At 73.1% G+C, this 19,886-nt stretch carries 19 protein-coding genes and 1 pseudogene; 6 read left to right on the top strand and 14 right to left on the bottom strand.

Annotated elements, in window-relative coordinates:
- Positions 1-20 precede the first annotated feature (20 nt).
- The 4 genes and pseudogenes from J5X75_RS17440 to J5X75_RS17425 all read right to left on the bottom strand — a co-directional run.
- A pseudogene (locus J5X75_RS17440) lies at positions 21-527 on the bottom strand (Uma2 family endonuclease); the annotation flags it as partial.
- Between the two features lie 206 nt (positions 528-733).
- Positions 734-1,336 (bottom strand): hypothetical protein, encoded by a 603-nt coding sequence (locus tag J5X75_RS17435; protein ID WP_208468455.1) that lies wholly within the window; start codon positions 1,334-1,336, stop codon positions 734-736.
- Positions 1,333-2,205, bottom strand: a complete 873-nt coding sequence (locus J5X75_RS17430; protein WP_208468454.1) for an ABC transporter ATP-binding protein — start codon at positions 2,203-2,205, stop codon at positions 1,333-1,335. The genes J5X75_RS17435 and J5X75_RS17430 overlap by 4 nt, the downstream gene beginning before the upstream one ends.
- A 38-nt stretch (positions 2,206-2,243) precedes the next feature.
- Positions 2,244-2,831, bottom strand: a complete 588-nt coding sequence (locus J5X75_RS17425; RefSeq protein WP_208468453.1) for a TetR/AcrR family transcriptional regulator — start codon at positions 2,829-2,831, stop codon at positions 2,244-2,246.
- A 71-nt stretch (positions 2,832-2,902) separates the two neighbouring features.
- Here J5X75_RS17425 and J5X75_RS17420 point away from each other — a divergent pair, with 71 nt between their 5' ends.
- Entirely contained in the window at positions 2,903-4,156 is a 1,254-nt protein-coding gene (locus J5X75_RS17420) for an alpha-hydroxy-acid oxidizing protein (RefSeq protein WP_208468452.1), read from the top strand.
- Here J5X75_RS17420 and J5X75_RS17415 read toward each other — a convergent pair.
- Positions 4,128-5,288: an MFS transporter gene (locus tag J5X75_RS17415; RefSeq protein WP_208468451.1), complete on the bottom strand. Its 1,161-nt coding sequence runs from the start codon at positions 5,286-5,288 to the stop codon at positions 4,128-4,130. The two genes, J5X75_RS17420 and J5X75_RS17415, sit on opposite strands and share 29 nt — an antisense overlap.
- A gap of 166 nt (positions 5,289-5,454) precedes the next feature.
- On the opposite strand from J5X75_RS17415, the gene J5X75_RS17410 reads away from it, so the two are divergent.
- The 3 genes from J5X75_RS17410 to J5X75_RS17400 are packed head-to-tail and all read left to right on the top strand — an operon-like array spanning position 5,455 to position 7,639.
- A complete protein-coding gene (locus J5X75_RS17410; RefSeq protein WP_208468450.1) occupies positions 5,455-6,237 on the top strand; it encodes an alpha/beta fold hydrolase in 783 nt (260 codons plus the stop codon).
- The gene (sigJ, locus tag J5X75_RS17405) at positions 6,234-7,115 is read left to right on the top strand and encodes an RNA polymerase sigma factor SigJ (protein ID WP_208468449.1); all 882 of its coding nucleotides are present in this window, start codon (positions 6,234-6,236) and stop codon (positions 7,113-7,115) included. The genes J5X75_RS17410 and sigJ overlap by 4 nt, the downstream gene beginning before the upstream one ends.
- Before the next feature lie 32 nt (positions 7,116-7,147).
- A complete protein-coding gene (locus tag J5X75_RS17400) occupies positions 7,148-7,639 on the top strand; it encodes a hypothetical protein (protein ID WP_208468448.1) in 492 nt (163 codons plus the stop codon).
- Between the two features lie 51 nt (positions 7,640-7,690).
- Here J5X75_RS17400 and cysK read toward each other — a convergent pair whose 3' ends face one another.
- Both cysK and epsC read right to left on the bottom strand, forming a co-directional pair.
- Positions 7,691-8,611 (bottom strand): cysteine synthase A, encoded by a 921-nt coding sequence (cysK, locus tag J5X75_RS17395; RefSeq protein ID WP_208468447.1) that lies wholly within the window; start codon positions 8,609-8,611, stop codon positions 7,691-7,693.
- On the bottom strand, positions 8,608-9,153 hold the full coding sequence (epsC, locus tag J5X75_RS17390) for a serine O-acetyltransferase EpsC (protein WP_208468446.1): 546 nt from the start codon (positions 9,151-9,153) through the stop codon (positions 8,608-8,610). Before epsC ends, cysK begins: the two co-directional genes overlap by 4 nt.
- Positions 9,154-9,413: 260 nt before the next feature.
- On the opposite strand from epsC, the gene J5X75_RS17385 reads away from it, so the two are divergent.
- Together J5X75_RS17385 and J5X75_RS17380 are read left to right on the top strand one after the other, a co-directional pair.
- On the top strand, positions 9,414-10,175 hold the full coding sequence (locus J5X75_RS17385) for a YwiC-like family protein (protein WP_307798126.1): 762 nt from the start codon (positions 9,414-9,416) through the stop codon (positions 10,173-10,175).
- 70 nt (positions 10,176-10,245) lie between these two features.
- On the top strand, positions 10,246-12,345 hold the full coding sequence (locus tag J5X75_RS17380; RefSeq protein ID WP_208468444.1) for a sensor histidine kinase: 2,100 nt from the start codon (positions 10,246-10,248) through the stop codon (positions 12,343-12,345).
- Here the strand turns inward: J5X75_RS17380 and J5X75_RS46000 are convergent.
- The 7 genes from J5X75_RS46000 to J5X75_RS17345 form a co-directional block, all read right to left on the bottom strand.
- Positions 12,334-12,921 carry a TetR/AcrR family transcriptional regulator gene (locus J5X75_RS46000; protein WP_208468443.1) on the bottom strand — a complete coding sequence of 196 codons (588 nt, stop codon included), beginning with the start codon at positions 12,919-12,921 and terminating at the stop codon, positions 12,334-12,336. The two genes, J5X75_RS17380 and J5X75_RS46000, sit on opposite strands and share 12 nt — an antisense overlap.
- A 140-nt stretch (positions 12,922-13,061) precedes the next feature.
- Entirely contained in the window at positions 13,062-14,291 is a 1,230-nt protein-coding gene (locus J5X75_RS17370; RefSeq protein ID WP_208468442.1) for an MFS transporter, read from the bottom strand.
- On the bottom strand, positions 14,288-15,601 hold the full coding sequence (locus J5X75_RS17365; RefSeq protein ID WP_208468441.1) for an ATP-grasp domain-containing protein: 1,314 nt from the start codon (positions 15,599-15,601) through the stop codon (positions 14,288-14,290). The genes J5X75_RS17370 and J5X75_RS17365 overlap by 4 nt, the downstream gene beginning before the upstream one ends.
- Entirely contained in the window at positions 15,598-16,440 is an 843-nt protein-coding gene (locus J5X75_RS17360; RefSeq protein ID WP_208468440.1) for an alpha/beta fold hydrolase, read from the bottom strand. Before J5X75_RS17360 ends, J5X75_RS17365 begins: the two co-directional genes overlap by 4 nt.
- Positions 16,441-16,453: 13 nt before the next feature.
- Positions 16,454-17,656 (bottom strand): cytochrome P450, encoded by a 1,203-nt coding sequence (locus J5X75_RS45495; protein ID WP_208468439.1) that lies wholly within the window; start codon positions 17,654-17,656, stop codon positions 16,454-16,456.
- A 130-nt stretch (positions 17,657-17,786) separates the two neighbouring features.
- Complete coding sequence (locus J5X75_RS17350) at positions 17,787-18,884, bottom strand: alpha-hydroxy acid oxidase (protein ID WP_208468438.1); 1,098 nt, start codon at positions 18,882-18,884, stop codon at positions 17,787-17,789.
- On the bottom strand, positions 18,881-19,846 hold the full coding sequence (locus J5X75_RS17345) for a Fe(II)-2OG oxygenase family protein (RefSeq protein WP_208468437.1): 966 nt from the start codon (positions 19,844-19,846) through the stop codon (positions 18,881-18,883). The genes J5X75_RS17350 and J5X75_RS17345 overlap by 4 nt, the downstream gene beginning before the upstream one ends.
- Positions 19,847-19,886 lie beyond the last annotated feature (40 nt).

Here is a 19,886-nt window from a genome sequence, read left to right as displayed (position 1 = left end):
GATGTCGGCGGCAGCGTGTCTCAGCGACGTACGAGGGACCGGGTGTCGAGCCCGACCCGGAACGGCTGCTCGGAGGTCAGGATCGCGCCGGTTTTCACGACGGCTTCTTCGACGTAGCGCTGGTCATCGAGACGGTTGAGCCGCAGTGTCAGCGAGTCCGGTGCCTCGTGCTCGACCAGGAGGTACCACCCGATGCCGGCGGCGGCATAGAGCTGCATCTTGAGCACCCGGTCCATGGCGGCGTTGCTCGGCGAGACGATCTCACCGACCAGAAGCACCCGAGAGGCGTCCGCGGTGACGTCCTCCTCATCCAGGTCCACTACGACCAGGTCGGGGGGAATCACGATGCGTCCGGTGTGCAACCGAACGTTGATCGCCTCATAGACGAAGAGCCCGGCCGGCTCGGCACCCTCCTCCAGCGCGTTCGCCAGACGACGGGAGAGTCGCTGACGGCTCATGCTCGGGGCGGGGCTGACCACCAGGCTCCCATCGATCAGCTCGATCCGGTTCGTCGTCTCACCGAGTGCGAAAAACTCGTCCTCAGTCTATGGACCGACGTGGTCGACCACTCCCACGCTCATCGACGACGTCACCCCCGGCAGCGGCTCATGAGAAGAAGCCTCCGTCCACGTTACGGCATCTCAGGCGGCACGGCGTCGTGGGAGAGCGGCGTCGCGCGTACCGGAAGGAAAGGCCACGGTGGGTGACGGAATCCCCCACCGTGACCAGGCAATCAGTCGCCGGAGAGGTCGCGGCCGATGCGCCAGGCGGCGATCGGCAGGGAGGCGGCCGTCCAGATGGAGACCCAGAGCAGGCCGCGGGTGGAGCCGCTGGCGGCGGCCAGGAAGGCGCTGAAGACCATGTCGCCTTCGAGCTGGTAGAGGATGCCTTCGACGAAGAGCAGCCAGCCCAGCCAGCCGGCGATGAGCCAGAGCGGCTTGCGGACGACGGTCGCGTTGGCCACGCCGAAGATCGCCAGCAGTGGGGAGACCGCGAGGGTGTGCAGGTAGCGGTCGGATTCGCCGGAGGCGACGACCGCGATGCCGCTGACCGCGACCAGGACCACGCCGAGGAGCACCGCGACCAGGGACTGTGCGGCCAGGATCCGGAGGCGGTGGGGTTCGCCGAGGAAGAGCAGCATGGCGGTGCGGTGCTGGTAGTGCTGGCAGGTGACCATGACGGCGATGCCGAAGGTGCCGATGCCGGCCATCAGGGCCCAGAACTCGTCGCTGAGGTAGCCGGCGCTGGCGGCCACGATCCCGAGCCCGATCAGGGCGAGCACCGAGGCGCGGACGGTGGCGGTGCGGTAAAGCTCGCTGCGCAGTACGGCGATCATTTGGCCTCCGCCACGCTCAGGAAGACGTCTTCGAGGTGCTGGGTCTCGGCGACGAGTTCGTAGATCGGGATCCGCTGTTCGAGGGCGATGTCGCCGGCCTGTTCGGGGCTGATCCCGGCCACGTAGAGGTTGCGGCCGTCGGTGGCGATCGAGGCGCCGGCCTGCTCGTACGCCGCGGCGAGCCGTTCGTGGTCGCCGCCGCGGACGCGCAGCTGGGTGCCGGCGCGCAATTCGTCGAGGGGGCCGGCGCGCAGCATCCGGCCCTCGCCGATGATGACCACGTCGTCGACGAGCAGTTCCAGTTCGCTGAGCAGGTGGCTGGAGATGAGCACGGTGCCGCCGGCGTACGCGTGGTCGCGCAGCAGCCCGCGCAGCCAGGCCATGCCGGGCGGGTCGAGGCCGTTCGCCGGCTCGTCGAGGATCAGCACGGACGGGTCGCCGAGCAGGGCGGTCGCGACGGCGAGGCGCTGGCGCATGCCGAGCGAGTACTCGCCGGAGCGTTTGCCGCCGGCGTCCTCGAGGCCGACGTAGTCGAGCAGCGCGACCGCCCGTTCCCGGGATGCGCCGCTCAGTTTCGCCTGGGTCATCATGTGGGCGTAGCCGGTCTGGCCGGGGTGGCTCAGTCCCTGTTCGAGGACGGCGCCGACCTGCCGTAGCGGGTTCTTCAGGTCCCGGTAGCGGCTGCCGTTGATCAGGGCCTGGCCGCGGGTGGGCCGGGTGAGGCCGAGCAGCATCCGCAGCGTGGTGCTCTTGCCGGAGCCGTTGAGCCCGAGCAGGCCGGTCACCCGGCCCGGGGCGGCGGTGAACGTCACGTCGCGGACGGCGTCCACCCGGCCGTAGGTCTTCGTCAACTCACGGGTCTCGATCATCGCGAAGATTATTAAGGACCCTGTCAAGTCACCTAGCGTCACGAATCGGTAACGACTGCTTTCAGGAAGGCGTCGACGATGTCGTCCAGGGTGGGCAGAGCGCCCTCCGTACCGGGGATCCGCGCGATCGTCGTGGTGTCGCGGATGGCGGCCAGCGCGAGCAGCAGCGCCTGCCGGAAGCCGGGGGTGCGAGCGTAGCCGGGCAGGGCCTGCTCCGCGACCCCGACGATCCGGTGCGTGACGGCGGTGAGCGTCGCGGCGGTCATGGCGGCGGTGCCCGGATGGGTGCGGGCGAGCACCAGCAGCTCGGCCACCACGGCCAGCACCGGTGACGAGTAGCTGTCCCACATCCGGCGCAGCAGCAGCTCGGCGCGCCGGCGCTCGGTGGCGCCCTCGACCGGCCGGGACGCCTCGTCGAGCAGCCGGGTGGCGAGCCGGTTGATGGCCGCGTCGATGAGCGCCGTCTTGGTCGGGAAGTAGTGCTGTTGCAGGCCCTGGCTGACGCCGGCGCGCTGGGCGACGCCGCGCGTGGTGGTGGCCGCGAACCCGGCCGTGGCCAGGCTCTCCAGGGTGGCGTCGAGCAGCGCCTCGACGGCCTGCTCGCGGCGCTCGGCCCGGGATGCCATGCGGAGATCGTAGCTTTTCAAGTCACGTGACTTGGTTTAGCCTCCCGGGCAGACTCGTCGAGGAGGAACCCATGGGCGCCGGACTGTCCCGCCTGAGCACCATCTACCGCCAGGGCGCCCTCGGGCGGCGGCCGGCCGTGCCGGCCGACTTCGCCGAACTGGAACGCCGCGCCGAGCGGGCCAGCAGCGCCAAGGCGTGGGCGTACGTGGCCGGCGGCGCCGGTGAGGGCCGGACCATGCGGCGCAACCGGGCCGCCTTCGAGCGCTGGGCCATCGTGCCGCGCATGCTGTCCGGCCATGTCGAGCGGGACCTGTCGGTGGAACTGCCCGGCGGCCGGCACGACACGCCGGTGCTGCTCGCCCCGGTCGGGGCGGGCGCGCTGATGGGCGCCGACAGCGACCTCGCGATCGCCCGGGCGGCGGCCGCCACCGGCACCGCCTACGTCTTCTCCAACCAGGGCTGCAACCCGATGGAGGACTGCGCCGCCGCGATGGGTGACGCGACCCGCTGGTTCCAGCTCTACTGGAGCAAGGACGAGCAACTGGTCGACAGCCTGATCGCGCGGGCCGAGGCGGCCGGGGCGGCGGCGCTGGTCGTCACCCTGGACACCACGGTGCTCGGCTGGCGGCCGCGGGACCTGAACCTGGGATCACTGCCGTTCAGCCGCGGTCAGGGCATCGCGCAGTACACCTCGGACCCCCGGTTCCGGGAGATCGTCGCCGGGCGGCCCGCGCAACCGGCCGGCCAGGTGACCCTCGGCGCGATCCGCACCCTGCTCGCGATGACCCGCAACCACCCCGGCCGGTTCTGGGGCAACCTGCGGTCGCCGGCGCCCCGGGCGGCGGTCGAGACGTTCCTCGACATCTACTCCAACCCCGGCCTGAGCTGGGACCATCTGGCCACGCTGCGGGGCCGCACCCGGCTGCCGATCGTGCTCAAGGGCATCCTGCACCCGGACGACGCGCGGCGCGCCTGCGACGCGGGCGTGGACGCGATCGTGGTGTCGAACCACGGTGGACGGCAGATCGACAACGCGATCGCCTCGCTGGACGCGCTGGTCACCATCCGGGCGGCGCTCGGCGCGGCGCCGACGCTGCTGCTGGACAGCGGCATCCGCACCGGCGCCGACGTCTTCACCGCGCTGGCGCTGGGCGCGAACGCCGTGCTGCTGGGCCGCCCCTACATGTACGGGCTCGCCCTCGCCGGCCAGAGCGGAGTCGAGGACGTGATCCGCAACGTGATCGCCGAACTGGACCTGACGATGGCGCTGGCCGGCGTCCCGGACATCGCGTCGATCAACCGGGACTGCCTGGTCGCAGCGTGACCCGGGACCTCCGGATCGCCCCGGCGCCGGCGGCCACGAACGCGGCCAGCGCCACCGGGATCCACAGCGCGGCGCTCAGGCCGACGACGGTGGCCGCCGCGCCGATGACGATCGGGCCGATCAGGAAGCCGAGGTAGCCGATGCTCACCACGGTCGACAGGGCACGCCCGGCCCGCGCCGGATCGATGCCGGCGGCGGCCGAGAAGAACTGCGGCGCCACACCGGACAGGCCCAGCCCGAGCAGCCCGAACCCGGCCACCCCGGCGGCCGGGCTCCCGGCCAGCAGCCCGGCGCCCAGCCCGGCCGCGGCGACCACCCCGCTGGCGCGGACCAGGGTGACCGGCCCGAACCGGGCGGCCAGCCGGTCACCGAAGACCCGGCCGGCGGTCATCATGATCGCAAAGGCGGCATAGCCGTAGGCGGCGAACGCCTCCGAACCGCCGAGCTCGTCACGCAGGTAGACGGCGCTCCAGTCGGCCGCCGCGCCCTCGCCGACCAGGGTGCACAGCACCACCACACCGAAGAACAGCAGCCACGGGTCGCGGCTCCGCTCCGCCACCGGGGCGGCGGGCGCCGGGGTGGACGGCAGCACCCGGCGGGCCGACCACGCCGCCCCGGCCAGCACCACGAGGCCGACGGTCAGCAGGGTGGCGCCCACACCGGCGCCGAGGTGGGCGGAAAGGCCGCCGAGCAGGGCGCCGGCGAACCCGCCGATGCTGTAGACGGCGTGGAACGACGTCATCACCGGCCGCTCCATGGCGCGCTCGACCTCGGCGGCATTGGCGTTCATCGCGATGTTGAGCGTGCCGTGCCCGGCGCCGAACGCGAACAGGGCGATCGACAGGGTCACCGGGCCGCCCGCGAACCCGGGCGGGATCAGCAGCAGACCCTCCAGGATCGCGGCCGGGACCAGCACCCGGGAGCTGCCGAACCGATCGGTGAGCCGGCCGATCAGCGTCATGCCGGCGATGCAGCCCGCCGCGAAGGCCAGCAGCGCGACGCTGAGCCGGCCGTCGGTCAGCCCGAGCTTCTCCTTGACCGCCGGGATCCGCGCGGTCCACACGCCGAGCGCCACCCCGAACAGCAGGAAGATCAGCGAGGTGGCGATCCGGCCACGGCGTACGCGATCCATGGCCAGCACAGTAGACGGACCCTCCGACAGAATCGCCGCATGCCGACCGGCCGGTCGCTGGCGCCGGTCACCGGCCGCGAGCGGGACGCGCCGCGGCTCACCTCGGCGATCCGCGGACGGGCCGCCCGGCTGTCACATTCCGGGTGATCCACATCGTCCTCCCCCCATGAGACTCTTCTCGATCGGCGCGGGGCCACCGCTGGTCCTGCTGCACGGTCTGGGTTCCACCCGGGCCGCCTGGACACCGGTGCTGGACCGGCTCGCCGCCACCCACACCGTCCACACCGTCGACCTGCCCGGATGCGGCGACTCGCCACCGCTGCCGGCGGGCGTCACGCCGACCCCGCGGCGCCTGGCCGAGGCGGTGGCCGGCCTGCTCGACCGGCACGGTGTCGGCACCGCGCACGTCGCCGGCCATTCGCTCGGCGGCTGGGTGGCGCTGGAACTGGCGGCGCTGCGCCCGGTCGCCTCACTGACCCTGCTGTCCCCGGCCGGCCTGTGGCGGCGGGGCAGCCCGGCCTACTGCACGGCCAGTCTGCTGCTCACCTGGGCCGGCTGCCGGTACGCCCACCGCCCCCTGACCGCGCTGGCCGGATCGGCGTGGGGCCGCCGCCTGCTGCTGTGGCAGTTCCACGCCGCCCCGGGGCGGATCGATCCCGAGGTTGCCCGGCGGGGCATCGCCGATCTGGGCCGCGGCCCCGGTTTCCGGTCCACGTTGCGGGCCACCCGGCGGATCCGGTACCGCGCCACCGAGCCGCTGACCATGCCGGTCACGCTGTCCTTCGGCGCGCGCGACCGGCTGCTGCTGGCCGGACAGTCCCGGCACACCGACCAGTTGCCGGCGCACACCCGCCGGGCCGACCTGCCCGGCGCCGGTCACGTGCCGATGGACGACACTCCCGAACGGGTCGTCGCGGCGATCCTGGACACGACCGGCGCCCGGCGGTGACCGCCGGCCCGGCCGCCGCCTGGACCGCGGCCCGCCCGCGCCTGGTCCGGGTCGCCTACGCCATCCTGGGTTCGGTCGCCGAGGCCGAGGACGTGGTGTCCGAGTGCTGGTTCCGGCTGGCCCGGGCCGGGCCGGTGCACGACGTCGAGGCGTGGGCCGTGGTGGCGGTGGCCCGGGCGGCGACCGACGTGCTGCGGTCCGCCCGGATGCGGCGGGAGACCTATCCGGGGCCGTGGCTGCCGGAACCGGTGGTGACCGCGGACCCGGCCGACCGGGTCACCCTGGACGAGCGGATCGGGTACGCGCTGCTGGTGGTCCTGGAGTCGCTGACCCCGGCCGAGCGCACCGCCTGGGTGCTGCACGACCTGTTCGGCCTCACCTTCGCGGAGGTGGCGGCGGCCGTGGGGCGGACCCCCGCGGCGGTCCGGCAGCTCGCGGTCCGGGCCCGGCGGCACGTGCGCGACCGTACCCCTCGTGTCGACACCGACCCGAACCAGCACCGCCGGGTGGTGGAACGCTTCCTGGCGGCCGCCGCCGGCGGCCGGCTCGGCGACCTGGTCGCCATGCTCGACCCGGACGCCGTGGTGACCAGCGACGGCGGCGGCCGGACGGGCACCGCACGCCGGCCGGTGCACGGCGCCACCCGGGCCGCCCGTTTTCTGCTGGGCCTGGCCGCGAGGGGCGAACCGCTCACGCCGGTCACCGTGAACGGCCTGCTCGGCATGGCGGTGCACCGCGACGGCCGGGTCGACACGGTGATCGCCTTCATGGTCGCCGCCGGCCGGATCCGGCGGGTCGACCTGATCCGGGCCCCGCGGAAGCTGGCCCGGATCGGGGTGCCGGAGCCCGGCCGGCCCTCGCGGCCCCCGGCGATTTGATCTTCGTACACTTGATCGACTAGTTTGCCTGTGTGATTACTGTGCGCATTGCCACCGCCGTTCTCGCCGGCGCTTCCTTGCTGGGTCTGGCCGCTTGCGGCGACGACAAGGCGGCCACCACCGCCGAGCCGGCCGCCCCGGCCGCGACCGCGACCCTTCCGGAGGCTCAGGCCACCACCGCGCCCGCCGCGGCCGCGCCCGCCGACAAGGTGATCTGCGAGGACGCCAACAAGGCGAGCGAGTCGTTCCGGAAGGCGCTGCTCACCATCATGAGCACCACCGGCGGCGACGTGCCGAAGAAGGACGCCGCGCTGATGCTGAGCGACTTCGCCGCCAACCTGGAGAAGGCGGCCGAGGGCTCGGACACCGCGGTCGGCACGGCCCTCAAGGCCAACGCCGCCGAGGCCGCGAAGGCCGCCAAGGCCGACGACCCGGTCAACGCCGCCGACAACCCGGAGTCGGCCAAGGCCGCCAAGGAGTTCAACGCCGCCTGCAAGGCCGTCGGCGTCAAGACCAACCTCTGACCGGTCCCTCACGATGTCCCGGCGTGCGCGGCACGCCGGGACATCGACGTCTCAGGGGTTGGCGAACAGCGGGGTGCTCAGGTAGCGCTCGCCGGTGTCCGGCAGCACGACCACGATGGTCTTGCCGACGTTCTCGGCCCGCCAGGCCAGCTCGCGGGCCGCGTGCAGGGCCGCGCCGCTGGAGACGCCGGCCAGGATGCCCTCGGTGCGGGCCAGCTGGCGCCCGGCCTCCCGGGCCTGCTCCACGTCGACCTTGACCACCTCGTCGTAGATGGTCGGGTCCAGCACCTCGGGCACGAACCCGGCGCCGATGCCCTGGATGCCGTGCGGGCCGGACGGGCCGCCGGACAGCACCGGCGACTCGGCCGGCTCGACCGCGTAGACGCGCAGCTCGGGCCGCTTCTCCTTGAGCACCTGGCCGACACCGGTGAGGGTGCCGCCGGTGCCGACACCGCCGACGAACAGGTCCACCTGGCCGTCGGTGTCGTTCCAGATCTCCAGGGCCGTGGTACGCCGGTGCATGTCCGGGTTCGCCGGGTTGTCGAACTGCATGGGCAGCCAGGCCCGCTGCTCCTCGGCGATCTCCAGCGCCTTGGCGACGGCGCCCTTCATGCCCTCGGCCGCCGGGGTGAGGACCAGCTTCGCACCGTACGCCGCGAGCAGCGCCCGCCGTTCGGCGCTCATGCTGTCCGGCATGGTGAGGGTGAGCCGGTAGCCGCGGGCGGCCGCCACCAGGGCCAGTCCGATGCCGGTGTTGCCGCTGGTGGCCTCCACGATGGCGGAGCCGGGGCGCAGTTCCTCGGTGGCCTCGGCGGCCTCCACCATGGCGAGGGCGATCCGGTCCTTGACGCTGCCGCCGGGGTTCGCGGACTCGAGCTTGGCGATCAGCTTCGCCGGCAGCCCTGGCTCGAAACGGGTCAACCGCACCATCGGGGTGCGGCCGATCAACTCGGTGACGTCGCTGTAGATCATTTCCTCGCTCCTGCGTTCTGTGGGAAAGAGTCGGGGACGATTTCTGCGGCCGGGGCCCGCAGCCGGGCACCGGCCGGAACGTCGGAGACGACCAGGGACATGGCGCCGATCTCGGCGTCCGCCCCGATCCGGACCGGGCCGAGCACCGTGGCGCCCACCCCCAGGGTGACCCGGTCACCCACCTCGGGGTGACGACGGCTGCCCTTGGCGTCCCGCGCCCAGCCGCGCCCGCCCAGGGTGACCTGGTGGTACATGGTGACGTCGTCGCCGATCCGGGCGGTCTCGCCGATCACCACACCGGCGCCGTGGTCGATGAACAGCCGCCGCCCGACGACCGCCCCCGGGTGGATCTCGATGCCGGTGACGAAACGCATCACCTGGGAGAGCAGGCGCGGCAGGAACGGGATGCGGGCGCGGTGCAGCAGGTGCGCCACGCGGTGACCCCAGAGCGCCCACAGGCCGGGGTAGAGCAGCACCTCGGCGACGCGGACGCCGTACAGGGCGGGGTCGCGCCGGCAGTAGGCGCGGATGTCTTCCAGCAAGGGGGGATCCTCGGTCGGAGCGTGCGTGGCGGAGGGCTCGGCTTCAGCGGCCGAGACAGCGCTCGTCGAAGACCCGGCGCACGTGCGGGCCCGCCATCGGCACGGCGAACCGGTATCCGGCCATCCGCCGCTGGGCCTCCCGCTCACTCATGGCGGCAAGGCTAACCGATCGCCCGGGCCGCCGGTCAGAGCCGAAGGTAGTGGCGAGGGTGACCTTCGGTCCTGGGCACGGGTCCCGTCCGGCGCCTAACGTCGGTCCCGTGAGCACCACCTCGACACGGCCGGCCCGCCGCACGATCCGGCAGTTCGTGCCGCCGCAGCACGGCGCGTGGGCGATGCTGCTGCTGCCCTATCTGGCCGGGCTGCTCGTCGCCGGGTTCCGCTGGCCGGACCTGCCGCTGCTGTGCGCCTGGCTGGCCGGCTACCTGCTGTCGTACTACGTGTTCCTGGCGGTCAAGTCGCGCCGGCCGGGCCGCTACCTGCCCCAGTTCCGGCTGTACGGGCTGGTCGCCGTCCCGGCCGGCGCGATCGTGCTGGCCGCCGAGCCGCGGCTGCTGTGGTTCGCGCCGGTCTACGCCGTCCTGCTGGCGGTCAACGCCTGGTACGCCTGGCGCCGCCGGGAACGGGCCCTGCTCAACGATCTGGCCTCGGTCGCGCAGAGCTGCCTCGTCATCGGCGTGGTCACGGTGATCGCCGGCGGCCGGCCCGCCGACACGTGGGCGGCGTCCGTGCTGGTGCTGCTCTACCTCACCGGCACGGTCCTCCACGTGAAGACGATGATCCGGGAGCGCGGCAGTCGCACGTACCGGACGGCCTCGGTCGGCTATCACCTGGCCGCGCTCGCCGCGGTGACCGTGATCAGCATTCCGGCCGCGTTGGTCTTCGCGCTCCTGACGGTCCGCGCGTGGGTGCTGCCCGGCCGGTCGCTGACACCGAAGCGGGTCGGTTTCGTGGAGATCGGCGCGAGCGTGCTGGTGCTGGCGGCCGTGGCTCTGGTGGGGCGGCCGCCGTTCGCGATCTGAGCCGGAGACGCTCTCAGCGCCGCTGAAACCCGGCCGATAGGAAGAGGACGACTGTCAAGCGGGGGCGGCGATGACGACCGGTTACGGGCTTTCCCTGGCCCGGAGCATGTTGTTCGCTCTCGTCTACGCCGCCGCGTGCTACATCGGCCGTAGATTCTGGCTGGGTGACCAGGTGAACCTGGTCTGGCCGGCCGCCGGTGTCGCCGTGGTCTGGTTCTGCGCCCACCGCCGGGCGCCCACCCGGCGCCTGGACATGCTGCTGCTCGCCCTGATCCTCGGCACGACGAACTGGCTGACCGGAGCCCCGGCGGCGGGCTCCGTGGTGGCCGCGTTCGTCGGCCTGATCGAGGTCACCGTCTTCCTCGGGCTGCTGCGCCGGTGGGGCCCGCACCTCTGGGGCACGGGCGGCGACGCCTCACTGCGCAGCCCGCGGGACCTGTGGATCCTGCTCGGGGCCGGGCTCGGCGCGACCCTCGTCGCCAAATCCGTCAATGTGCTGGGCCAGGGGCTGGTCTCCCCCGACGGGTTCCCGGTCCTCGTCTCGGCCATGTCGATGGCCCGGCACATGGCCGGCATCCTGATCATCGGAGCCGCCGGGATCTACGCCGGCGCCGCGGTCAGCCGGTTCCGGGCCGGGAACGGCTCGATCACCGGCAAGTGGCGCCGCCCCCGCCCCGTCTCGCTCTGGCGGATCGCCGAGGTCACCGGCATCGCCGTTCTCGGCATCGCCGCCTACCTGACCGTGTTCGCGTCCGACAGTCACCTGCCCCTGGCGTTCACCCTCCTCGGCTTCACCGTTCTGGTGGGCACCCGCCTCAGCACCCCCTGGGTGCTGGCGTACAACGCCGTGGTCTACGTCGTCGTGTCGTGGTGCACCCTGGCCGGTTCCGGCCCGTTCCCCCTGGTCGGCGTCCCGGTGGTGCGCGCGGGTGTCATGCAGCTCTTCGTCGCCCTGGTGGCCCTGGTCGGGCTGGTCCTGGCGCTGGGCCGCGACGAACGGCGCACGCTGCTGGACGCCCTGGCCCAGGAGAAGGCCGAGCTGGCCGCCCGGCAGGTGCAACTGGCCGCGCAGAAGGCGGAGATCACGCACCACGCCGACCTGCTCGCCGCGATCATCGACTCGATGGGCGACGGCCTCGCGGTGATCGGCCCGGACGAGCGGGTGACACTGCGCAACCCGGCCGTCGTCAAGCTGTTCGGTGACGGCGCCGGCTGGGCCGGCCTCCACCACGTCGACGGCACCCGGCACGCCGAGGGCGAGCCGGCCTACCTGCGGGAACTCGCCGCCGAGAGCGACCCCAAGGTGGACATGCTGGTCCACCACGAGGAGACGCCGGACAGCCGGGTGGTTCAGGTGACCGCCACGAACCTGCCGCACCCCGACGGCACCGTCAGCACGGTGGTGCTCTTCCACGATGTGACCGCCGAACGGCGGCACCGCGACGAGCTGATCAACTTCGCCGGCGTGGTGGCCCACGACCTGCTCAACCCGATCGCCAGCGTGGACGGGTGGACGATGGCGGTGCGGTACTCGCTGGACGGCGTACCCGATCATCCCGATCTCGCCGAGGCGCGCGGCGGCCTGGACCGCCTGGCCCAGGCCTCCGCGCGCATGCACGGCCTGATCGACGGTCTGCTGTCCTACGCGACGGCGCGGGAGGCGACGGTCGTCCCGGTCCGGGTGGACCTGGGCGAGGTGATCGCCGACATCGCCCTCGCCCGCGCGGACGCGGCGGTGGCGTCCGGCCGGCCGGAACCGCGCTTCAGCATCGGCGAGCTGCCGTCGGTCCAGGCGGATCCGGTGCTGGTCCGGCAGCTGATCGACAACCTGGTCGGCAACGCCGTCAAGTACACGGCGCCGGGCGTGGTCCCCGCTCTGCGGATCACCGCGGAGCAGGGCGAGACGATGGTCACCGTACGCATCGCCGACAACGGCATCGGCATCCCCGAGGGCCAGCACGAGGCGATCTTCGGCAACTTCCACCGGGCGCACGTCGGTGGCGGCTATCAGGGCACCGGGCTGGGGCTCGCGATCTGCCGGCGCATCGTGGAACGGCACGGCGGCACCATCACCGCCACCGACGATCCGGCGGGCGGCACCTGCTTCACCTTCACGCTGCCCAACGGTCTCGCCGCCGTCCCCGCGGCGGCCGCCGCACTAGGACAGTAGGGTCCGCACGCCGGACACATAGGTGTGCCGGTCGGTGCCGCCGAGCAGCACCTTCTGCAGGATGTAGCCCTGCACCAGCCCGAAGAACGCCGCGCCGGCGCCGGTGACGTCGGCGTCCGGCGGCAGCCGCCCGGCCGCCCGGGCCCGCTCGGCGATCAGCACGGCGCGGTCGCGGACCCGCCCGTAGATCTGTGTGACCAGCGCGCCGACCTCCGGATCGTGCACCGCCTCGCCCCACACCTGCACGGCGATCCGCACCGTGCCGTCGTGGTCGGCCGCGGCGTCGACCAGCTCCAGCAGGCGTTCCAGGATCTCCGGGATCGGTGGCATCGGGTCGAGGGCGAGCAGAGCGTCGAGCAGCCCGGTGGCCTGCGAGATCTTCTCCCCCGCGATGGCCGTGATCAGCTCGTTCTTGCTCTTGAAGTAGCGGTAGAAGGCCCCGACCGAGAGCTCGGCCTCCTTGATCACATCCTGCATGGACGTCTGGTGGAACCCGTTGCGCACGAAACACCGGGCGGCGGCGTCGAGGATCTGCCGGCGGCGGGCGGCGAGGTGGGCTTCGGAGACGCGAGGCACCCCAAAACCTTAAACAACCCCTTTCCCGGTACGCGTGACCCCGTCCCGCCGGACGGCGGCCGTCCCGCCCGGCCGGCGCGAGCCGGCTGCCACCGCGGCCTGTGCCGCGCCCGCCGGGCGTAGATCGGTGGCCGGGCGGATCAGGTACGGGCCGGCTCCGGATGGTCCGTGCCGCCGGGGACTCCGGTGAGGTGCGCCCGGCGGGTGAGCAGCCCCAGCGTGAGGGTGCTGCCGACCATGACCGCGCCGGCCAGCAGGAACGGCACGCCCAGGCCCAGCCGGTGTGCGATCGCGCCGCCGCCGATCGCGCCCAGCGGCAGCGAGCCGAAGCCGATCAGCCGGTAGATGCTGGTGACCCGGCCCATCAGGGCGTCCGGGGTGATGCTCTGCCGCAGCGAGCGGCCGACGATCGAGAACGACACCCCGCAGAACCCGGCCAGGAACTGGAAGACGCCGATCAGCCACACCGAGCCGGTGAGCGCGACACCGGCCGTGGCCAGCCCGGCCACCAGGCTGGCGGCGATCATCGTGGGGACCCGGCCCAGCAGCCGGACGGTGTGCGACACGGCGGCCGCGCCGGCCAGCCCGCCGACGCCCGCGCAGGTCAGCAGCAGACCGTAGGCGCCGCCGCTGAGGTGCAGCTTCTCGACCACGTAGAGGACCAGGGTGGCGTTGGCGGCGGCCACCCCGAGGTTCATGGCGGCCGCCCACACCGCCTGGGTCCGCAGGGTCGGCTCCCGCAGCAGATAGGTGAGCCCGTCCCGGGCCTCGGCGGTCAGCGACCGCCGGACCGCGGGCTCGGCGACCCGGCCGGGCACCCGCAGCCGGGTCAGGAAACCCCAGCTGGCGGCGAGCGTGCCGGCGACCGCCACGAAGGGGGCGAGCGGGTTCCAGGCGAACAGCACGCCGCCGGCGGCCGGGCCGGCGAAGTCCTCGCCGACCGACTGGGAGGCGGTCAGCCCGGCGTTGAGCTTCTCCAGCCCGGCGTCCCGGACCACGACCGGGGTGAGCGCCTGCACCGCGGTGTCGGCCGCGAGTTCGGCGGTGCCCAGCAGGAACGCCGCGACCAGCAGCATCGGCAGCGTGGCCTGGTCGACGGCGACCGCGCCGACCAGGACGAGCATGAGCGCCAGCCGGATCAGCTGGGTACGGCGCAGCAGCCGCACCCGGTCGAACCGGTCCACCACGGCGCCGACGTGGAAGCCGAACAGCAGGTGCGCCGCGGAGAGGGCAGCCGCGACGGCGGCGACGCTGACCGGGTTCCTCGTCACGTGCACGGCCAGCAGGGGCATGGCCGCGTAGCGGATGCCGTCGCCGAGGCTGGCCGCGGCCCCGGAGGCGAACAGGTAGGTGGACGGCTGCCACCTCATGACGCGACCCAGACGGGCGAGGGAGCGTACCCGGAGAAGGGGTTGATGTTGATCGTCCCGGTGTTGTTGACGGCGTAGCGGCGCAGCACCGCCACCGCCGCGTTCTCCACGATGAACACGCCGTTGACCGAGGGGGTGACGATGCTGGTGACGCGGGCGTGCTCGTCGGTGAAGGCGACCGGCAGCGGATCCGGGTCGACGAGCTCCTGCACGATGTACGGGTGATCGCCCGCCCCACCGCGCACCCCGGCGGCGAGGACCTCGGCCCACACCTCGGGCGACACCTCACGGCCGACGGTGACGCCCTTGCCGGCGTGGCCGCGGACCGGTTTCACGATGAGCCGGTCCTTCTCCCGTTCGGCCCACGGCAGCAGGTCGACCTCACGGCCGTCGAACAGGGTCCGGCGGGGTTCGAGGATCCGGGTCCACGGCACGTGTTCGGCCAGCCGGGCCCGCAGCGACCGCGGGATCCCGGTCGCGGCGGACAGCACCGCGAGCGCCGCCTTGGACGCCAGCACCTCGGCCCGGTAGCCGGTGAACAGGCCGACCCGGCCGCTCTCGGCGATCCGGAACAGGGTGTCGAGCACGGCGAACTCGTCGTCGGCGCCCGGTTCCGGTGACTCGAAGTAGCGGTAGACGACGCTGACCTCGCGGCCCTCGTGCCGGACGCCGTCGTCGGAGAGTTCCAGGTCCTCCAGCGCGCAGTGCACCGCGTCGATGCCGTGGCGGCGCAGTTCGCGGGCGAACAGCTCGTACTGCCAGTCGACCGGCCCGGCGGCCTGCTCGTGCCGCCAGTAGCAGATGGCCACCATGCCGTCGAACGCGCCGAAGCTCTTGGTGAGCCCGGCGAGCAGGCCGTGCATGGCCACGGCGGGCCGGGCCAGGGTCGCCGACGGCGGCAGGAAGGCGGTCTGCGCGCGGGTGATGATGTCGTGCAGGCCGAACAGCCCGGCCGGCGAGTCGCCGTTGATCTCGATGACGACCGTGCGGCCGTCGGAGGAGATGACGTCCGGGCGGGCCACCGTGGACCAGTTCTGGTGCGGCTGGCGGGTGAGGAACCGCAGCTCGGGCGCGGTGGCGCGGCACAGCCGGGCCATTCTCGACACGTCGCCGCCGCAGAGGTCGCGCAGCACCGCGTCGAGCCCTTCGAAGACGGTCTGGCAGGCCTGTTCGAGCTTGCGCACCCGCTCGGCGCTCTCGATCGGCGGTTGGAAGATCAACCGCTCCCTCGCGTACGGGGCGGACAGTTCCCGCAGCTCGGCGGTGGCGTCCCGGAACCGTTCGGCGGTCGGCGCGACGAAGCCGGTCATGATCCCTCCGTGAACTTGCGGATCAGCGCGTGGGTGGCGTCGGGTGCGTCCCAGATCGCCTGGTGGCTGGCGCCCGGCACGACGTGCAGCTCGCCGGTGCCCGCGGGCAGGCTGTCCACGGTCTCGGCGGCCACCTCGTACGGGATCAGCGGGTCGTACTCGCCGACCAGCACCATCACCGGGCGGCGGGCGGCGGCCAGGTCGGGCCGCAGGTCCAGGCCGGACAGTTGGGAGATGAACCCGGCGTTGATCTCCGGCGTGCTGATCCGGTCGCGGACCGCCCGCTGGTAGTCGTCGTCCGGCGCGCGGCGGATGGCGAGCGGCCCGCACACCTCGGCCCATTCGCGTTCCGCCTCCGGCGAGTGGTCGGTGAGCGAGCGGCGCATCACGTCGGCCGCCCGGTCGCCGCCGAGCACCCGGTGCCGTTCCACGATCTCGTCGTGGCTGGCCTGCCGGGCGCCGGTGCCGATCAGGATGGCGCCGGCGAGGGTCTCCGGGTGGCGCGACAGGAACCGCTGCACCACGAAACCGCCGAACGAGGTGCCCAGCAGGTACGGGTTCGGCAGTCCCAGGGTGTCGACGAGGGCGGCCAGGTCGTCGGCCCACACGTCGAGGTTCCAGTCGGCCGGTTCGCCGCGGTCGCTGCGGCCGTGCCCGCGCAGGTCGGGGACGATCACGTGGGCGTAGTCGGCGGCCGGCCGCATGGTCAGGCGCAGCATGGAGCCGTCGATGCCGGGGCCACCGTGCACGGCGATGATGTCGGGCCGCCGCGACCCGTCGTGCCACTCGTTCCCCAGGGTCGTCACGTGCAGGCGTACGTCTCCGGCCCGAACTCGCATGTGCAGTCCTTCCTCAGTCGGTGCGGGCCACGCTCAGCGCCAGGCCACGCGGGTACATCGTGGAGTCGGTGTCGGCGACGACCACACTGGACACATCCTCCAGCCGGAACCTCCGGAACACCTCCACGGCGGTGGTGAGCTGCGCCTTCGCCAGGTGGGTGCCGACGCACCAGCGCGGTCCGCCGCCGAACGGCAGGTACGCGCCGGCCGGCAGCCGGGCGCCCGTCCAGCGCCGCGGGCGGAACTCCTCGGGGTCCGGGAAGTGGCGCTCGTCGCGGTGGATCGCGTACGGGCTGATCATCAGGGCGGCGCCGGCCGGGAACCGCCACCGGCCGCTGACCTCCTCGCCGTGGGTGGCGCGGTGCATCAGCCAGGTCGGCGGGCGCAGCCGCAGCACCTCGTCGACGATGTGCGACGGCTCCCCGTCCGGCGCGTGGACGGCCAGCGCGTGCAGCAGCCAGCCGTTGGCGGCGGCCGGCACCAGGCGGGCGGCGATGGTGGCCGACACCAGGATGCGCACCAGCGGATCGGTGGGCACGCCGGCGTCGCGCAGGATCGCGATCAGGCCGCCGTCCGGCGGCCGGTTCACCAGCGCCCGCAGGGCCGCGTCCAGACGATGCTGGGCCCGGGTGGCGCGCCGGCGGCGGGCGGTGAACCGGTCCAGGAACCAGGGCAGCTCGAACGACGAGCGGACGATCGGGTTGAGCGCGCCGAGCAGGTCCGCGACCAGGGCGGAGAGGCCGTCGCGGGTGTGCCGGGCGGTGCCGGGGCCGACGCAGAGGCGCAGGAAGGCGTCGGTGCTCAGGTGCACCAGCGGCGGCATCGGGTCGCCGGTGCGGCCGGCGTCCGCCCAGGTGTCCATGAGGGTGGTGAGCTCGGCGTCGTACCACCGAAGGTGTTCCTCGACGAGGCCGCCGGAGAGGGCCGACAGCATGGCGCGGCGCGCGTGCATCCAGCTGTCGAGGGCGTCCTCGCCGCGGCGGCTGCCGGTGGGTCGCCAGGCCCGGTCGCGGTCCATCAGGAAGTCGCGGTTGGTGCGGCGCAGCACGTCGTGGGCGATCTCGCCGTCGCTGATCAGCACGGTTCCGGGGCTGAGCTCCACCACCGGCCCGTAGCGGCGGGCGGCGCGCAGGACGAAACCGGCGCGGTCCCGGTCGTAGTCCTCCAGCAGGTCGGCGCGGGACAGTCCGGCCTGCACCGGCGGTGCGACGCTCACCGGCCACCTCCCTCGGGGTGTTACGAGGGGGCCGGAACCGTTCGGGTGGTTCCGGCCCCCGTCATCGATCAGTGCCAGGGGTACGCGCCCGCGAGGGCCTTACGCGCGAAGCGCGCCTTGATTCGCTGGATCATGCAGAACACCTCCACTCCTCGTCGACAGTGATGTCCATGGCGGTACGGACCACCAGGTCTGGGGGGACGTCGCGCAGGCTGCTCACACCGAGCTGCCTCGCCACGTCCAGGAGTTCCTGCCGGAGCACGTCGATCACGTGGAACACGCCGTCCTCGCCGTCGGCGGCCAGGCCCCACACGTACGGGCGGCCGATGCACACGGCCGTCGCGCCCAGCGCCAGCGCCTTGATCACGTCGGCGCCGCTGCGGACGCCGCCGTCCATCAGCACGGGTATCCGCCCGGCCGTGGCGGCGACGATCGCGGGCAGGGCGTCGATCGCCGCGACCGTGTCGTCCAGCTGCCGGCCACCGTGGTTGGACACGATCAGCGCGGACACCCCGCGAGCGGCCAGTTCGCCCGCGTCGGCCGGGTGCAGCACCCCTTTGACGACCACCGGCAGGCCGGTGCTGTCCCGGATGAAGTCCAGCTGCTCCCAGGTGAGCGGCCAGCGCGGCAGCCGGGTGTCGGGTGGCACCCAGCCGTCGGAGAAGCCACTCTCGGAGTGGATGCCGAACCGCACCTCCGGCGGGGTGGCGAACCCGGCCCGCAGCATGGCGAGCCGCCGCGACGGATGGCTGTTGTCGACGGTGACGACCAGGGCGCGGGCGTCCAGGGACTCGGCGAGCCGGATCGTACGGGTGACGTCGTCCCGGCTGCCGTAGCAGTACAGCTGGAACCAGAACGGCCCCTGCCCGGCGATGTCGGTGAGGCTGTGGTGGCTGTCGTTGCTGACGATCGGCAGCACCCCGGCCCGGTCGGCGGCCCGGGAGACCGGCAGTTCGGCCTCCGGGTGGAACAGCCGCAGCGGGCTGGTCGGCGCCAGCAGCACCGGCAGGGTGGCCTCGAACCCCAGCACGTCGGCGCCGGTGTCCGGGTCGGCCACCCCGTTGAGCGGGCGCGGCCGCAGTTTCCAGCGGCGCAGGGCGGCCTCGTTGTGGCGGACGCCGTCGTCGCGGCCCGCGCCGCCGGACAGGTAGGCCCAGCGGGCGTCGTCCAGGACGGTCCGGGCGGCGCGCTCGAAGTCGTCGAGGTTCAGCAGGCGATCGGTGATCATGAGGCCACCGCCTCGGCCAGCGTACGGATCCCGGCGCTGTCGGGTTCGAGCCCGTAGCGGGACATCAGCCGGGTGACGTCGCGCAGCACGTAGGTGCGCAGCAGCCAGCGGTCGCGGGCGTCGTAGCGGGCCGCGAACGAGTCCCGGCCGTGCAGGCAGCGGCTGTTGGAGAAGGCCACCAGGCTGCCGGGGCCGAGCCGCACATGGTGGGCGACGCTTTCCGCGGACTCCAGGAAATCGGTGACCGCGGCCCGGCGACGGGGATTCTCCGCGACGATGGAACTGTGCCAGCGAATCGTCGGCCAATCGCCGGATCCACCGATCGGGACGACGTCGCCGATGATGCCGGCCTGCGCGAAACTCTCCGGGGCGGCGATCCGGAAATGCTGCTCGCGCAATTCGCGAACCGTCTCCGGACGGCATTTCCGAATGGCGTCGGCGATCCGGACGAGGCGGGTGGCCGGCCGCGGCTCCGGACTGCGCACCCCGTAGAGGACCACGAAATCCGGGCGGATGTCGTGGAAGGCCACCTCGGTGTGCAGCGACAGGTCCACCGCCGAGGACGCGTTCGACTGGGTGGCCGCGCCCTCCGGGCGGGGCCGGACGTCGTGGACGAGGTCGCCGTCCTTCTCCGCCCGGTACCCGTACTCGTGGCCGAGCCGCCGGGTCACCATGCCCAGCCAGGTCCAGCCCAGCACGGGCACGGCGGGCTCGTCGGCCGGCAGGCCGTGGACGACGACCGCGTCGGCGGCGCCGTCGCGCAACCGGTCCAGCGCGTCACGGACCCGCTCCGGCAAAAGCGTGTCGTTCAGCGCGGCGACCCGGAAATGCTCGCCGGTGTCCCGGCGGTCGGGGTGCCCGGAAACGCGGCCGACGACCCGTTCCCGTGCCCGCCGGGCCATTTCCGTGGCCTCGGAAACGGAGATCGATTCCGTCAGCACACCGTTCGGTGACGCGGTCACGCCCTCCACCTCCCTCGCATTTCCGTTGTCCCGTCGCCGA

It is taken from the genome of Actinoplanes flavus (assembly GCF_017592555.1).
Classification (GTDB): domain Bacteria; phylum Actinomycetota; class Actinomycetes; order Mycobacteriales; family Micromonosporaceae; genus Actinoplanes; species Actinoplanes flavus.
The sequence above is the reverse complement of the archived record's forward strand: the minus strand, read 5'-3'. Positions and strand labels throughout refer to the sequence as shown.

What these genes read in the sequence shown, in the direction of transcription:
- J5X75_RS17435 (WP_208468455.1), bottom strand. Translation starts at nt 1,336, where the DNA reads ATGATCGCCGTACTGCGCAGCGAGCTTTACCGCACCGCCACCGTCCGC.
- J5X75_RS17430 (WP_208468454.1), bottom strand. Translation starts at nt 2,205, where the DNA reads ATGATCGAGACCCGTGAGTTGACGAAGACCTACGGCCGGGTGGACGCC.
- J5X75_RS17425 (WP_208468453.1), bottom strand. Translation starts at nt 2,831, where the DNA reads ATGGCATCCCGGGCCGAGCGCCGCGAGCAGGCCGTCGAGGCGCTGCTC.
- J5X75_RS17420 (WP_208468452.1), top strand. Translation starts at nt 2,903, where the DNA reads ATGGGCGCCGGACTGTCCCGCCTGAGCACCATCTACCGCCAGGGCGCC.
- J5X75_RS17415 (WP_208468451.1), bottom strand. Translation starts at nt 5,288, where the DNA reads ATGGATCGCGTACGCCGTGGCCGGATCGCCACCTCGCTGATCTTCCTG.
- J5X75_RS17410 (WP_208468450.1), top strand. Translation starts at nt 5,455, where the DNA reads ATGAGACTCTTCTCGATCGGCGCGGGGCCACCGCTGGTCCTGCTGCAC.
- cysK (WP_208468447.1), bottom strand. Translation starts at nt 8,611, where the DNA reads ATGATCTACAGCGACGTCACCGAGTTGATCGGCCGCACCCCGATGGTG.
- J5X75_RS17380 (WP_208468444.1), top strand. Translation starts at nt 10,246, where the DNA reads ATGACGACCGGTTACGGGCTTTCCCTGGCCCGGAGCATGTTGTTCGCT.
- J5X75_RS17370 (WP_208468442.1), bottom strand. Translation starts at nt 14,291, where the DNA reads ATGAGGTGGCAGCCGTCCACCTACCTGTTCGCCTCCGGGGCCGCGGCC.
- J5X75_RS17365 (WP_208468441.1), bottom strand. Translation starts at nt 15,601, where the DNA reads ATGACCGGCTTCGTCGCGCCGACCGCCGAACGGTTCCGGGACGCCACC.
- J5X75_RS17360 (WP_208468440.1), bottom strand. Translation starts at nt 16,440, where the DNA reads ATGCGAGTTCGGGCCGGAGACGTACGCCTGCACGTGACGACCCTGGGG.
- J5X75_RS17350 (WP_208468438.1), bottom strand. Translation starts at nt 18,884, where the DNA reads ATGATCACCGATCGCCTGCTGAACCTCGACGACTTCGAGCGCGCCGCC.